14 protein-coding genes are annotated in these 14,027 nt (G+C 39.0%); 9 read left to right on the top strand and 5 right to left on the bottom strand.

All coding sequences use genetic code 11. From position 1 onward, the window contains the following. Positions 1-21 precede the first annotated feature (21 nt). Positions 22-657, top strand: coding sequence for a peptidoglycan-binding protein (locus AAV35_RS11340; RefSeq protein ID WP_008591673.1), 636 nt, complete (start codon positions 22-24; stop codon positions 655-657). 253 nt (positions 658-910) lie between these two features. Here AAV35_RS11340 and AAV35_RS11335 read toward each other — a convergent pair whose 3' ends face one another. Then, positions 911-2,224 carry a TrkH family potassium uptake protein gene (locus tag AAV35_RS11335; protein WP_008591676.1) on the bottom strand — a complete coding sequence of 438 codons (1,314 nt, stop codon included), beginning with the start codon at positions 2,222-2,224 and terminating at the stop codon, positions 911-913. Positions 2,225-2,430: 206 nt separating this feature from the next. Here AAV35_RS11335 and AAV35_RS11330 point away from each other — a divergent pair, with 206 nt between their 5' ends. The 5 genes from AAV35_RS11330 to AAV35_RS11310 all read left to right on the top strand — a co-directional run bounded on the left by AAV35_RS11330 (position 2,431) and on the right by AAV35_RS11310 (position 7,869). After that, positions 2,431-3,096 carry a potassium channel family protein gene (locus AAV35_RS11330; RefSeq protein WP_008591678.1) on the top strand — a complete coding sequence of 222 codons (666 nt, stop codon included), beginning with the start codon at positions 2,431-2,433 and terminating at the stop codon, positions 3,094-3,096. Between the two features lie 927 nt (positions 3,097-4,023). Beyond that, positions 4,024-4,233: a hypothetical protein gene (locus AAV35_RS11325; RefSeq protein WP_008591680.1), complete on the top strand. Its 210-nt coding sequence runs from the start codon at positions 4,024-4,026 to the stop codon at positions 4,231-4,233. Then, positions 4,223-4,813, top strand: a complete 591-nt coding sequence (locus tag AAV35_RS11320) for an ATPase (protein ID WP_008591682.1) — start codon at positions 4,223-4,225, stop codon at positions 4,811-4,813. Before AAV35_RS11325 ends, AAV35_RS11320 begins: the two co-directional genes overlap by 11 nt. Positions 4,814-5,068: 255 nt before the next feature. Next, entirely contained in the window at positions 5,069-7,381 is a 2,313-nt protein-coding gene (locus tag AAV35_RS11315; protein WP_008591684.1) for a TOTE conflict system archaeo-eukaryotic primase domain-containing protein, read from the top strand. A gap of 236 nt (positions 7,382-7,617) precedes the next feature. Continuing rightward, entirely contained in the window at positions 7,618-7,869 is a 252-nt protein-coding gene (locus tag AAV35_RS11310) for a hypothetical protein (protein WP_008591686.1), read from the top strand. Positions 7,870-7,953: 84 nt separating this feature from the next. Here the strand turns inward: AAV35_RS11310 and AAV35_RS14705 are convergent, their stop codons facing one another. After that, positions 7,954-8,274: a TIGR04104 family putative zinc finger protein gene (locus AAV35_RS14705; RefSeq protein ID WP_008591688.1), complete on the bottom strand. Its 321-nt coding sequence runs from the start codon at positions 8,272-8,274 to the stop codon at positions 7,954-7,956. Positions 8,275-8,435: 161 nt separating this feature from the next. On the opposite strand from AAV35_RS14705, the gene AAV35_RS14230 reads away from it, so the two are divergent. Then, a protein-coding gene (locus AAV35_RS14230; protein WP_156330883.1) for an IS1182 family transposase occupies positions 8,436-9,799 on the top strand; the annotation gives its coding sequence in 2 pieces (ribosomal slippage) (positions 8,436-9,003 and positions 9,003-9,799; 1,365 coding nt in all). 320 nt (positions 9,800-10,119) lie between these two features. On the opposite strand, the gene AAV35_RS11290 is transcribed toward AAV35_RS14230, so the two are convergent. Beyond that, the gene (locus AAV35_RS11290) at positions 10,120-11,475 is read right to left on the bottom strand and encodes an IS1182 family transposase (RefSeq protein ID WP_065757354.1); all 1,356 of its coding nucleotides are present in this window, start codon (positions 11,473-11,475) and stop codon (positions 10,120-10,122) included. 446 nt (positions 11,476-11,921) lie between these two features. Further along, entirely contained in the window at positions 11,922-12,332 is a 411-nt protein-coding gene (locus AAV35_RS11285) for an FAD-dependent oxidoreductase (RefSeq protein WP_237757020.1), read from the bottom strand. Between the two features lie 371 nt (positions 12,333-12,703). Here AAV35_RS11285 and AAV35_RS11280 point away from each other — a divergent pair, with 371 nt between their 5' ends. Both AAV35_RS11280 and AAV35_RS11275 read left to right on the top strand, forming a co-directional pair. Then, positions 12,704-12,976, top strand: coding sequence for an AbrB/MazE/SpoVT family DNA-binding domain-containing protein (locus AAV35_RS11280; protein WP_008588008.1), 273 nt, complete (start codon positions 12,704-12,706; stop codon positions 12,974-12,976). Between the two features lie 18 nt (positions 12,977-12,994). Further along, positions 12,995-13,414: a type II toxin-antitoxin system death-on-curing family toxin gene (locus tag AAV35_RS11275; protein WP_008588010.1), complete on the top strand. Its 420-nt coding sequence runs from the start codon at positions 12,995-12,997 to the stop codon at positions 13,412-13,414. Positions 13,415-13,583: 169 nt separating this feature from the next. Here AAV35_RS11275 and AAV35_RS11270 read toward each other — a convergent pair whose 3' ends face one another. Beyond that, entirely contained in the window at positions 13,584-13,964 is a 381-nt protein-coding gene (locus AAV35_RS11270; protein WP_008588011.1) for a hypothetical protein, read from the bottom strand. Between the last annotated feature and the right edge of the window lie 63 nt (positions 13,965-14,027).

The raw sequence follows: 14,027 nt of genomic DNA, 5'->3' as shown, positions 1-14,027 counted from the left end.
TAATCAGTGTAAAATTATGGATTGACTGTTGATAACTTCCTCGTGTCTTACGATGGTAATGATTCGATAGGGACGGTTAACTCTGACTGGTGCCGGGTAGCAGATGTCCCAAAAGGATTAGACTTTTCGTGGGGCGGAGACTGGACGAGCTTTAGAGACTACTCACGTTTAGAGCTTACCGGGGGATTAGGATCGCGTGAACTTAAAGCCGGCAAACGTCCCCATCATTTGCTCACAGCGGTCAAAGGCGTTGGCACTACCGATGATATTCTGGAGCCGGGAGAAGGCGGGGAGGCCGTTAAATCCCTGCAGGAGAAACTCCTTGCAGCTGGTCGGAACTTAGACAAGTACGGTGCTGATGGAGACTACGGGAGAGAGACGGAAAATGCTGTTCACATATTCCAAAATCGGTATGATCTAGCGGTCGATGGCATTGCAGGGCAAAGTACACTAACGAAATTAGAGGAGGTCATCAATATGAAGAATACAGGTTTTGAAAATGTGAATCCGGAAAGTAAACTAGTTAAGGAAATCAGAAAGGGTAAAAAGCTAGGTATCACAGAAGGTTTTCCAGATGATACTTTCAGACCGAATGAAACGGTTACTAGAGCAGAAGCTATAGCATGTGCAGTGCGCTCAACTAGTATAAATAAATGATATGGTATTGTTTTAATAAGTGTGGAATAACAATAATTTATTTTATTTAGAGTGCAACAGCTAAATGGTTTCTTTATGGTTACTAAGTTCCATGGTAAAGGGAGAATTATATGATCAAAAGAATAAGGAAGATATTACTATTAAGTTGGACGTTATTTGCGACGTGAATGTTTTGTAGATCTTATCGTGAGAGGTCTTTTATTTAGAGTAAGGTCTGTTCCAAAGACAAGAAAATAGCCCGCGAATGCGGGCATTATCCTGTGAGTATTTCTTCACTAGGGTATTTAATTGGATCGGGGGATTGCTTCGCAAAAGCAAAAGCAAATGTTAATGGACCTAGCTTGCCGATTAACATAGTAAGAATGATGACGAATTTACCTATAGTGGTCAAGCTACCTGTTAAGCCCATGGAAAGTCCTACTGTCCCAAAGGCTGATACACTCTCGAACACAATCATTAAAAAAGGTGCGTTTTCCGTTAAATCTAAAATGAAAATTGTGATAATCACCACGCACATACTTCCGACGGTTAACGCTAACGCTTTTAGGATCACATGGTAAGTTAAACTTCTTCTGTAGATTGTCACGCGTTCTTTGTCTTTGAAGAAAGATATCGTAGCGAGAAGAATAGCTAAAGCAGTGGTTAACTTTATCCCGCCAGCTGTAGAAGCACTGCCTCCTCCAATAAACATAAGAGTAATAATAAAGAATAGAGAAGCTTCTTCCATTTGCCCTATATCTAACGTGTTGAATCCAGCTGTTCGTGGTGTAACAGCCTGAAAATAGGCAGCCTGAATTTTTCCTAAACTGGAAAGGTTAGCAAGTGTATTTGGATTATTATACTCTAAAAAGAATATGATGAAGAAACTCAATACGTTTATGGTTAAAGTCCCTACAATCATCAATTTTGTTTGTAAAGCTAAATGGGTAAACTCCTTACTGTTCCACATATCAAATACAACAGTAAATCCGATTCCTCCTATAATAAAAAGAAAGGATATTACAATATTGACTACAGGACTCACTGCATAGGCAGATAAACTATCTGACCAAATAGAGAACCCTGCATTGTTAAAGGCGGATATTGAATGAAAGATACTAGCGTATATGCCTTGACCCAATCCCATCTCAGGAATCCATTTAAGAGAAAGGAAAATTACAGCAATCGTTTCGACAATAATGGAAAAGATGAGTAACCTTATCGCCAGTCGTACGACTCCTCCTATAGCTGATTGATTTAACGCTTGTTTAAGAAGAAGACGCTGTTTAATGCCTATTTTCTTACCGACAGCCACATAGATTAATACGGCAAAGGTCATAATCCCAAGGCCGCCAAGTTGAATGAGTGCCAAAATAACGATTTGTCCAAAAAGGGTATAAGCCGTACCCGTATCTACCACAATTAACCCTGTAACAGTCATAGCTGAGGTCGCTGTAAATAAAGCGTCAATGAACGATATACCCTCCGTGTTTGCAATAGGGAGGGATAGGAGTAGAGTACCTATGGCTATCAACCCTATGAATATGGAAATAATGATCTGCGGAGGGTTTAGCTTATTAGTATTCATCAAAAGTCCACCAATCTTAGAGAGTTCATTCAGATGTGTATATTTTATAGCACTTACCGAGTTTTCTAAAGCTTTTATTTTTCGTCATCGTAGTTCTTAGCGTAGGAGGGTATGGTTATATTAATTTATCTTTCCTCTTCTTGAGTATTGCCTAAACGGCTTGGTAGTATAAAGGTAGATATCACAACATTTATGGAGGCAATTTTATGAAAAAAGAATTCGCAGTCATTGGCTTAGGCAGGTTTGGTGGAAGTATATGTAGAGAGTTAAGTCGTGAAGGTATGCAGGTCATTGCTTTAGATATTGATGAACAAAAAGTTAGTGAGTACAGAGATATCGCTGCGCATACAGTGATGGCTGACTCTACGGATGAAAACGTATTAAGAGAACTGGGATTACGTAATATTGATCACGTCATCGTGGCGATTGGAGACAATATTCAAGCCAGCATGTTGACCACTTTAATTTTGAAAGAATTAGGAATTAAAACCGTAACGGTTAAAGCGCAAAATGACTATCATGAGAAGATTCTGAATAGAATAGGGGCAGACCATGTCATCCACCCTGAAAGAGATATGGGGAAACGAATAGCGCACCACATTATTTCAAATAACATTCTTGATTACATTGAATTATCAGATGATCATAGTGTGGTTGAAGTTAAAGCAGGCAGAAAAATGAAGAATCAAACACTGATCGATCTAGATATCCGAGCAAATTACGGGTGTAATGTAGTAGCCATAAAAAGGAATAAAGACGTTATTGTATCTCCAAAAGCAAACGAAAAAATAGAAGAAACTGACATTTTAATTGTAATCGGATCTGATAAAGATATAAGTCGCTTTGAGAAAAATCTAGTTGCTGATAATTAAAGTCTGAGACAGCTCATTGACAGTCAATTAATAGTGAATATGATACCTTGTAAGAGATCAAATAAAATCTTGAATCTAATTCTATAATATCGTGGACCTAAGCCTTCACCTATTGGGACGATTTTTCAATTATAAGAATCGTCTTAATTTTATTCGTAAAGTTAGTAAACACATTTTGGAAACGCAATAAAACCTTCAAAGGAGTTTGATGGATAGATATCTATTGTTGACCAAACTCGTCAACAATCATACATTTGCATCATCTTTAATCATATAACGAATTCAGAAAAGCCTATACTATTAGTGTCTATAAGGATTGATCATAGTTAATCCAAGTAGGTAATCGTGACTGGCAGTGTAGAGGTCATATAACTAAACTCCAAAATTCTAAAAGGCAACTGTTTAAATGACTGGATTTTGACTGGATAACACTCATATCCATCCATGTGTTATTTATCAAAAAATTAACATGTTTTAGCTGAAAAGGCTTATATATAGGGGGGTTCATTTTATATTCATAGCTATTTTTATCAAAAAGGGTATGGGCGGCATGATGTGATAGCGCCCAAAAACCTTTCATCATAGGGTTTGAGACCAAATTGACTGGATTTTGACTGGTTTTTAAAATCGTTCACTAAATCTAAAAGCCTCTCAAGAGTTTCAAAAAACTCTTGAGAGGCTTTTTTTATTCTTAAATTGTAAGAGGAGTATGTGGCAAAGGGATGGTTTTGTAATAATGGTTATTAAGTGACAGGAAGATTAATCTCAAAACTGAGTCTTCAAGTAAAGGGAGTTATCTGGAAGGGTTAGTTTCGAGATAAAGTGTGAAAATATGCTCTTATTTATGTTAATGGGGGTTAAATGTATTGCTTTATCGTATGATATAATACAAATAAGAATAACCTTGATTTAGGTGGTGGATTTATTATGCTTGAAAACAATGAACACTCAATTAAAAGAAAGTATGGTTGGGTTAATCAATGGGCTAAAATGACGGGCGAAAGAGCCAAAATAGATGCTAAAGTAAATAATACCTACATTGTTTATGCTACAAAAGACGGTTTAGTCAAAGAGTTCCCTAATGGTGAAGTAAAGCCATATATTGAAGAGGGACAGGAAAAATCAAATGAGCTCTAGTGACAAACCAATAATGTACGTCTTTGCAGGTAATAATGGAAGCGGGAAAAGCACAATACGAAATCTAATTATAGATAAGATTGGTATTGAGACGAATATAGATCCAGACGGCATTGCAAGACATTTAGATCTATCTAATCCGGAGTCCAAGAGGGCAGAAGCAGGCCGGTCAGCCATTAAATTAGCCAAAGATTGTATCAAAAATAAGAGGAGTTTCTCTATAGAAACGACACTTTCAGGAAGGACATTTCTGCAAAGAATCAAAACAGCTCGAGAAAATGGTTTCGAAATAACGATGTTTTATCTTGGATTAGAAGATGTTCAACAGAATATTGAACGAGTTGCTTTGCGAGTGAAAAACGGAGGACATCATATTCCCACGGAAGACATCCTTAATAGGCATGTGAAGTCAAAAGAAAATTTGATTAAAAACTTGCCATTCATAGATAATTTAGTAGTAATGGACAATAGTAACTTTAATGGTGAAATCGTCTTAGAGGCTTATGATAACTACATTGCATATGAAAGCAGTGAGCTACCTAAATGGGTTCTTCCCATTAAAGAACAATTGAAAAGATAAATACTGAACCTCATAAAACTGTCTAAAACTAAGGCAGTTTTTATAATATCTAGAAATTAAAAATGTATGAGGGGGTAATGCTTGAAGAATATTCTCCATTATTACATAAATTTAGGAACTATCATTAAGGTCGAAATATGATTTAGAAGTATTTAGGGATAGTAATCCATAAGCAAATTGGTGATGTTAGACGATTTGTTAGGCACAGCAATATATTTTAAAACTGAGAACAAACTGCATGAAGAGGGATAATTCATGAACAATTTAGAACGAAAATTGGAAAGTGCATTAAAGGAAATCACCCGACTAAAAGATGAAAATCAAAAATTGAAAGAATTGCTGGCAAAGCATAAAATTCCGGTCTCTAACAATCAAGACAAACATATTCAACCTATGGCGAGAAGTGAAATTTTACAGAAACGTATCACTATCTTCAGAAGTCTGTTTAAAGGACGAACAGATGTATATGCGGTACATTGGGGGGAGAATGGAGAGTCAAACTATGCACCGGCACGTATTTATGAACCCAGAAAATTATATAAAGAGCGTGAGTTGTTGCCACTAACGGACAATGTCATTGAGGATCACTTGCGTGGCAATAAAACTATTGGCATCTATCCTTTATTAAAAGATGAAACGTGCTGGTTTTTGGCCGTTGATTTTGATAAAAAAGACTGGCAAAAGGACGCTATCACGTTCATTGGTGTTTGTAACGATGTAGGTGTACCTGCAAGCATGGAAATCTCCAGATCCGGAGATGGCTGTCATGTCTGGATTTTTTTCAGTGATAAAATCGAGGCGAAAATTGCTCGTAGATTAGGGAATCTTCTTATGAACCGAACCCTGGAAAAGCGTTATGAGACAGGTGTTGACTCGTTTGATCGGTTTTTTCCCAATCAGGATACAATGCCAAAAGGCGGGTTTGGAAACCTGATTGCACTACCTTTACAGCAATTCCCCAGGAAAAATGGCTATAGCGTCTTTGTTAATGAAAAATTTGAGCCATATATGGATCAATGGACGTATCTGGAGTCTGTAAAAAAAGTCAGTAAAAAAAAGGTTGAATCAATTCTGGTAGAGCACAATAATTCCAGCAATTTCACTGTGAAAAGTGAACCAACATCATATGACGTAAATATACCTTCTGAAATAACCCTCATAAGAAAAAACGGCATATATATTCCCAAAAATAAGCTTCCATCAAATATTATGAACGAGTTAATCAAGCTAGCCGTCATCAATAACCCTGAATTTTATAAAGCACAATCCAAAAGGCTGTCTACACACAGGATACCTAGAAAAATTGATTGTAGTTATGAGATGGATGACTCGGTGGTTATCCCGCGCGGCTGTCTGGGAGATATAAAAGCTATATTATCTAGGAACAAAATTAAATTCTACATTGATGATCAAACCAACAAAGGTAGCAGTCACAATATTCATTTTCTTGGAAGTCTTCTGCCGAAACAAAATGAAGCGGTCTACGCTATGAAGATAAGTAGTTGTGGTGTCCTATCAGCGGCAACTGGTTTTGGTAAAACTGTGGTGGCGGCAGCACTGATTGCAGAGAGAAATATCAACACATTAATCATCGTGCACACCAAGCAGCTACTTACCCAGTGGAAAGAAAGTTTGAAGTCCTTTCTTAAGTTGGATGGAAACCAGGTTGGTCAAATCGGTGGAGGTAAAAAGAAACCAACAGGTAAAGTAGACATTGCTATGATTCAAACTTTGAGCAGATCAGAGGATATGCGCGAAAAAGCCAAAGGCTATGGACAGGTGATTGTCGATGAATGCCACCATATTTCAGCGGTAGGTTTCGAAAAAGTACTAAGGGAAGTAGAGGCTGCTTACGTTCACGGACTAACTGCAACCCCAACTAGAAAAGACGGGCTGCAAAAGATAGTTGCTATGCAATGCGGGGAAATTTGTTATAAAGTTACTGCCAAAAGCCAGGCAAAACTCCATCCGTTTGACCATGTGCTTATTACCCGGTTTACTAGTTTTAAAAATAACGATGACAGCATTCAGAAGGTTTATACAAATTTGGCTATTAATGAACAACGGAACAAGCTGATATTCAATGATGTATTAAGAGAACTTGAGAATAATGCATATCCAATTATTTTGACAGAGCGTATAGAACATGTGAATGAATTGAAGAAACTCTTTGAAGGATTTGCAAAGAATATAATCGTATTAACAGGCAAGCTGAGTAAGCAAGAAGAGAAAGACCGATTAAAGCTATTAGAAAATCTTCCAGATAATGAAGAGAGGCTTATTATTGCCACCGGTAAGTATATAGGAGAAGGATTTGACAATGCTAGGCTGGACACTCTGTTTCTTGCCATGCCAATCGCCTGGAAAGGCACGCTCCAGCAATATGTCGGTAGAATACATCGCGTTCATACAGATAAGAATGTTGTAAAAGTATACGATTATGTTGATTATCAGGTTCCCGAGTTGAAGAACATGTATGAAAAGCGCATGCAGGGATATAAATCGATGGGTTATAAAGTTCAAGGTGGTGAAGAAAATAGCAGCGGGCAGCAGATGAAGTTATTTTGATAGAATATATAGTGGGTGGGATTGATTTTAACATACATGAATGAATTTCAAAATCCCTCGATCTCTCCTTTTAAATGGAATGAACTGAATGAACTGATTAAGCAAATCGAAGAGTCTACCATTCCTTACAAAAGATTAAAACATTCCTCAGTAAGTATTGAAAAGAAATTATAGCCCTTTAGTGAATAAAAGAATTACGATAAAATAATAAAAAAGTATAAGAAAGGAAATCATTTATGGTACCTATTTCTATAGACTCCTACGTGAATAAGCATTGTAAGAGTAATCCTGGTGAAGAACCAAACAAATTAAAGAAAAGGCTTAAAGAGGCGGTTAATAATAAGAAAAATGGGGCGAGCTGCTTCAACTGTGGTCAGGAAACTTGGGCTATTGGTAGTGCAATTGCTTACCAGGGGTGTTTTTCTTGTATAACTGGGGAAGCGGATGGCTCAGAAGATTATGAGATCGACGAAGTGTGTTGGTCATAAAATAAAATTCTTATTTTTATTCTAAAAAATAATTTTACCGCCTATTCAAAAACTGCATAATTCAAAGGTATTGAATTGCGTCTATTATTCCACTATAGAGGACTGGATTATGACTGGATACTGTTCATAAAGTTCCATGGTAAAGGGAGTGATTATTAAAGTTAACAGCACACCCATTGCAATTAATATAAAAATTGGGAATATAGCAAGGTTAAAGAGACTGATAGTCACTATTAATAAAATAGCTATAAGAGCTGTGAGAATTGAATTTTTATAACGTGATTTACTAGAAAGGTACTGTCTTTCCTTACAATAATCGCAAATCATACCATTACGAAGGGTGAATTGTTTCATTACTGATTGTGTCCAAGTCCATTTATTTCTACAGTTTTTGCATACAGGCATATGTTTTCCTCTCTTTTTTTATTAATTAGGTTAATAGGGTCTACTTATAGTAGACCCTATTTTCAGGCTGTTGAGGAACTATCCTCGACAGCTTGTTTTTTTCTACTTTCTTTGATGGTTTCGTTGTATAATAAAGAAAAGGAATAAGGGAGAGATTTCTCATGATGGGTACCCCTGTGAATCATCGTCGTGACGTCGTTTCTGTCTCTACAGAAGAATTCGTTCCTTCTGATCATTTTCTTCGAGCTGTGGATGAAATCATTGATTTTTCCTTTATCGAAACCATTGTTTCCCCTTACTATTGCCACGATAATGGTCGAACCTCCATCCCTCCTATCACCCTATTCAAGATGCTTTTCATCGGTTTCTTTTATGGCGTTCGTTCCGAACGCCAGCTGGAGAAAGAGCTGAAAGCGAACATCGTGTATCGCTGGTTTCTCGGTTTTTCCCTTCGGGACCCTATCCCCGATCACTCTACCATCAGTTTCAATCGTCACAAACGATTCAAGGATACGACCGTTTTTGAAGAAATTTTTCAGGAAATCGTACGTCAGGCCCAGGAAAAGCGTCTGGTGGACGGCCGTATCCTGATCACGGATTCCACCCATATCAAAGCGAATGCCAATAAGAACCGCTATGTCCGTAAGGTTAAACAGGAAAAGATTGCTCATTATCTTGAAGAGCTGGAAGAAGATGTTCAGGAAGATGGGAGAACCCACGGAAAAAAGCTTTAAAATCCAAAAAGGCTCGCGGAACAGCTTCAAAGAAAATCGCGATGACCAGGGAGAGCATCACCGATCCCGATAGCGGTTTTCTTATGCGTGATCATAAGCCTCGAGGGTTTTTCTATCTTGATCACCGTACCGTGGATGCTAAGTACAATATCATTACGGATACGTATATTACTCCCGCCAATGTTCATGATTCCGTGCCCTATCTGGACCGACTTCGGGCGCAGACCCGGACGTTCGGTTTCTGCGTAGAAGCTGTCGCTTTGGATGCCGGGTACGCCACCGGCCATATCGCAAAAACGTTGAATAAAGAAAAAATCTTTGCCGTTGTTGGCTATCGGCGTTTTAAGGGTGGCAATGTGAAAGTACCGAAACGTAAGTTTTCGTACGTGGACACCCTGGATGTTTACGCCTGCCCGATGGGCTGTAAACTTTCCTATGTAACCACCGATCGTCAGGGATATCGTCAGTACAAAAGTCGTCCTGAAGACTGTCAGGGGTGCCCCTTACGGGGCGACTGTTTTTCCGCAAAAGCCGACCGGCGAACCATTACCCGGCATGTCTGGGAGGAAGAGAAAGAAAAACTCAAAGCGAATAAGCGAACAGCTACCGGCAAACGTCTCTATAAATCCCGGAGCTGGACCGTGGAACGAAGTTTCGCGGATGCCAAGGAACGACATGGCTATCGATACGCAAGAGGCCGAGGGCATACGTGTGTCCAGGAACAGGCATACATGACCGCTACGGCTCAAAATATCAAAAAAATCACTACCCTGGAGAAAAAACGAGCGTAAGAAAGCTCATTTTTCCTTACAAATATCTACATAGGTAAGAAAGACACGTTCCACGGTGGTTTGAACAAATCAATTATCTATCTTTCTCAACAAACTGAAAAAGACGTCCTCAAAAGGACGTCTCAGCTTGTAGAGAAACCCCGTGTTTTTCTGCAAGCTTTTTTTGTGCAGTTCGTGCGGGCGAATACCACTCGCTTTCCGCGGACGAACGCCCGAGCCTCCCTCGTGAAAACCCACACTCCGGGGTCTCGAATCGCCCGTTTTTCCGCAGGAGTCTCCTGGTATTCGCCTTCCCCTCACCGAAAAAGACTCTCCTTCACCTATCTCACCCTGGATAGGTGGAGGGCAATCTTTTTCATGTTTTGGCAGGCCGCCGTCAGTAACGCTTGTTCGCGTACATTCTCTTTTCCGCGCAAGCGACAATAACGCAGCCCGTGCAGTTCTTTTGAATCTGCGAAGCTACGTTCAACTTTCTCTTTTCTCATGCGATAGATCCACTTGCCTTCATTAGAAAGCCGGTTCAACCGAACCTTCTCCTTCGAGCTTTCCCATACATGGCGAGTGATCGTTTTTTGATACTTCTTATTTTGGGTACACTTCGCTAGAAGAGGGCAATCTGCACAATTTTCAGGGTTTGATTTGTAATGCCGATACCCCTCACGATCGGTGGTCGAATAGCTTAAAACTTCACCCTGGGGGCACACATATTCATCCCGCTCTTCATCATATGCATATTTCCATTTCGGAAGAAGCCCTTTCTTTGACTGGTACCTTCGATGAGCAATAACTCCAAATATTCCTCTTTCCATTATAAGCCCATGACATATAGGGTTCGTCAGATAGCCGGCATCTAGACCTACAGCTTCCACCTCAAAGCCGAATCGTTCGATTTGGCGGTCCAAACGTTGTAAGTAAGGTCTGGAATCATGAATATTTCCTGGCGTTACATGAACATCAGTAATGATGTTATGTTTTAAATCTGTGGTACGGTGATCAAGATAAAAGAAGCCTTCCGGCTTATTCTCCCGGTAAAGATAACCACTCTCGCTATCCGTGTCGCTAACCTTAATTTCCTTTGTCTTTTTTACCCCCTCCTTTTCCTTCAGAGGCTTTTTTTCATGATCTTCACGATCTTTTCTTACGGTTTCTTCCAAATCTTTGAGGTAGTCTACCGTTTCTACTTCAACTTCTTGTTTTGAGAATTTCTTCTTATTAGCGTTGGCTTTCAAGTGCGTGGAATCTGTGAATAATACACGGCCGGAGACCATACGGTGGTTCATCGCTTGGAGCACGATTTCATCAAAAACTTCTTGAAAGATATCCGTGTCTTTGAAACGAGTGCGGCGGTTCCAACTAATAGTGGAATGATGGGGGACTTTGTCTGTAAGATTCAACCCTAAGAACCAACGATAAGCAACATTCGTTTGAATTTGTCGCTCCAATTCGCGTTCGGAACGAACGCCATAAATATAACCAATGAACATCATTTTGAATAAAACAAGAGGATCCAAAGAGGGACGGCCATTATCTTCTGAATAGTAAGGACGGACTTTTTCAGGAATGAAAGAAAAATCTATGTATTGGTCAATTTTGCGTAGGAGATGATCTTCAGGGACAAGCTCTTCAATGGTAACCATTTCGATTTCATTTTGTCGTTCAGTTTTAGATTGAAACATCCAATCACCTTTCGTTGATAAGTTACAGCTATTATAACAAATTAACGCGGTGATCTATTAAAAAAACAGAAAAAATAAAAGCTGCCGAGACTTTCTCGACAGCCTGAGACGTCCTCAAAAGGACGTCTTTTCGTATATTTGCGGCAAGAGACAGCACTCCACATAGTGCTTTGCCAAAAGGCGTGTCAATCTTGTCCTATGCAAATCAGCTCATCGCGAAATTTAGCATAACATATATTCAGGAAAAAGGGTAGGGCCTCGGAAATGTTTTGTTGGTCATAGTTTTCCTGTTTTTCAGCCTGTACTATATCTTTTAGGTTTATTGGAACTCCGAGAATAAAAAAGCGCACTCTAAAAATCAGGGCGCGGCTGAAAGCTAATCAGTAGCAGGCTTCCTGGTACTGTATAAATAACAGACTGCCCCATCCAGATACACAATATCAGTATCACGAGCGTCCATAAGAGTAGCTGAACGATTTTCCGGATTGAACCATTTGCCGTACGTTATTTAAACGAAGCGACTCATATTTATCCAGGGCCTCCACTGCCGCATCTCCCTTTACACCTTTCGCAACACACTTACCTAATTCAGCAGCATCCTGCAGTGATTCGTTAAAGCCACTGGCGGTTATCGGTGCCGGCACATGAGCAGCATCGCCAATCAAAGCAATCCGTTCCTTGACAAGATTGTCGGGGATGTATTCTTTTATTGGTATGCCGGTGAGATCACGCGTTCGAATAGCTTGTAGTGTTGCAGATACCCACGGTTTAGGCCATTTTGCATGAGCTTGTTCACTGAGTTTCTCCAGCGTCTCTTCCGGAATATCCGCGCCCTTAAGCGAATGATGCACGTTCACCAAAGCTAAAATTTCATACTTTCCCATCTTCAAATAAGAAGGGCAGCAGTCGCTATTGGTTTATTAGATAACCACGTCCTTTAATGGAAGTATGCAAGGTTGCTAAATGGAAATAAAGTGCCCAGTTTAAAGCAATATCTTTACTATTCGTCTTTTTTTGCGGTCTTCAAATTTATCTAAAGTGGTGGTCTTCATAGTCTCTAATTAACTCAATTGAAAATGAAATAGATAGAAGGAAATGAATTCTGTTTAGTTCGATATATAGATGTATAAAGAAAGTTGTGTTAATATAGTAATAACAATAATAACTATATTGACAAGAGGTTAAGGTATTTCTTTTCTTGTCTAACGTAGGAAGGAGTGCTGAGGAAATGAGCGTAAAGAAAATAGATAAGAAAAATTACACCCGTAAAGTGAGCCAAGTTGGAAATAGCCTTTCCCTTAACCTTCCTAAAGAACTCACAGACTTGCTTGAGATTACAAAAGGGGAGGAACTTCAAATAACTTATAATGAAGATGAAGGTGAAATCGTAGTTAAAAAAGCTAACTGGGTTCCAGAGGGGATTCGTCCAGAAATGTTGAAAGCTATGAACAGAGCCGTCGGTAAATATGATCAGGCACTTCGTAACTTAAAAGACAGGTAAGGTGGTTTTGTTTAAAGAATGAGCTATTTAAATGAAGAAGAAATAGAGTTCTTACATTACACTATTATGGAGTATTACGAAGACTCTGAGCAGGCTGGTGTAAAATCAATCGAAGCCTTTAAAGCAATGGTGGAAAGACCAAAAACGGAATTATTCGGTAAAGAACAATTCCCTACTATCTTTCAAAAGGCTTGCTGTTACTTTCATTCAATTGTGAGAGGTGGTCATATTTTCCATAATGGAAACAAAAGGACTGCTCTTACGGTTCTTGAGACTTATTTGAACATGAATGGCTACGAGCTTGCTTTCTCCAATAATCAAGCTGAGGATTTCGCCGTTTACGTTGCTACAGACGATAAGTTTAAGACGAATGAATGTATTGATTTGCTACTGGAAGAGCTATATGACTTTATTGAACCGATGTATGGCAAGTTATAATCATGTGCTGTAGTGAAAATATGTATAATTGAAACAAAACGAGGAGAAACTGTTTCTAAGCAGTTCCTCCTCGTTTTAGTGTGGTCGACATAGATATAGATTCTAGGGTTCAAGTCCCGAACAGCGATTGAAACGGACTGAAGGATGAGCGCCGAAACCGATTCGGCCATCACCCCTCAAATTTTTTAGCTGCTATTATCAGTGCAAGTGAATAAAATACAATAAACAACGTTACAAGCACTTTAAGAAGGTTCACCGTATTAAGTGAAGCCGGGTTCAATGAAACTGTTACCAATAATACTCCCCTCATAAGAATAAAAGCGAAACTGGAGTAGAAAACGGATTTTGAGTGTATTGTTTTCGCCCGTTCGTCTTTCTCCTTTAACTGGGGATACAGCTGATACTGCGAAAAAGACAAGGCGGATAGTGACAAGAACAGTAAACTATTATAGTTGAAATTCTTGATTCCCGTCAGTAAAGGAATTACCGAAACAATGAGGAAGAGTATAAATAAGAACATACCTGCGGTGAAAAATACCTTCCTCGTCACGATTCATCATGCCTCCTGATTAAATAAATACATTTGCTGTAATGAAAAAATCATATAAACCTA

Source organism: Salimicrobium jeotgali (genome assembly GCF_001685435.2).
Classification (GTDB): domain Bacteria; phylum Bacillota; class Bacilli; order Bacillales; family Halobacillaceae; genus Salimicrobium; species Salimicrobium album.
This window is presented reverse-complemented; position numbering and strand designations above follow the sequence as displayed.

Coding starts and splice junctions, on each gene's coding strand:
- AAV35_RS11335 (WP_008591676.1), bottom strand. CDS start 2,224: ATGAATACTAATAAGCTAAACCCTCCGCAGATCATTATTTCCATATTC.
- AAV35_RS11330 (WP_008591678.1), top strand. CDS start 2,431: ATGAAAAAAGAATTCGCAGTCATTGGCTTAGGCAGGTTTGGTGGAAGT.
- AAV35_RS11325 (WP_008591680.1), top strand. CDS start 4,024: ATGCTTGAAAACAATGAACACTCAATTAAAAGAAAGTATGGTTGGGTT.
- AAV35_RS11320 (WP_008591682.1), top strand. CDS start 4,223: ATGAGCTCTAGTGACAAACCAATAATGTACGTCTTTGCAGGTAATAAT.
- AAV35_RS11315 (WP_008591684.1), top strand. CDS start 5,069: ATGAACAATTTAGAACGAAAATTGGAAAGTGCATTAAAGGAAATCACC.
- AAV35_RS11310 (WP_008591686.1), top strand. CDS start 7,618: ATGGTACCTATTTCTATAGACTCCTACGTGAATAAGCATTGTAAGAGT.
- AAV35_RS14705 (WP_008591688.1), bottom strand. CDS start 8,274: ATGCCTGTATGCAAAAACTGTAGAAATAAATGGACTTGGACACAATCA.
- AAV35_RS11290 (WP_065757354.1), bottom strand. CDS start 11,475: ATGTTTCAATCTAAAACTGAACGACAAAATGAAATCGAAATGGTTACC.
- AAV35_RS11280 (WP_008588008.1), top strand. CDS start 12,704: ATGAGCGTAAAGAAAATAGATAAGAAAAATTACACCCGTAAAGTGAGC.
- AAV35_RS11275 (WP_008588010.1), top strand. CDS start 12,995: ATGAGCTATTTAAATGAAGAAGAAATAGAGTTCTTACATTACACTATT.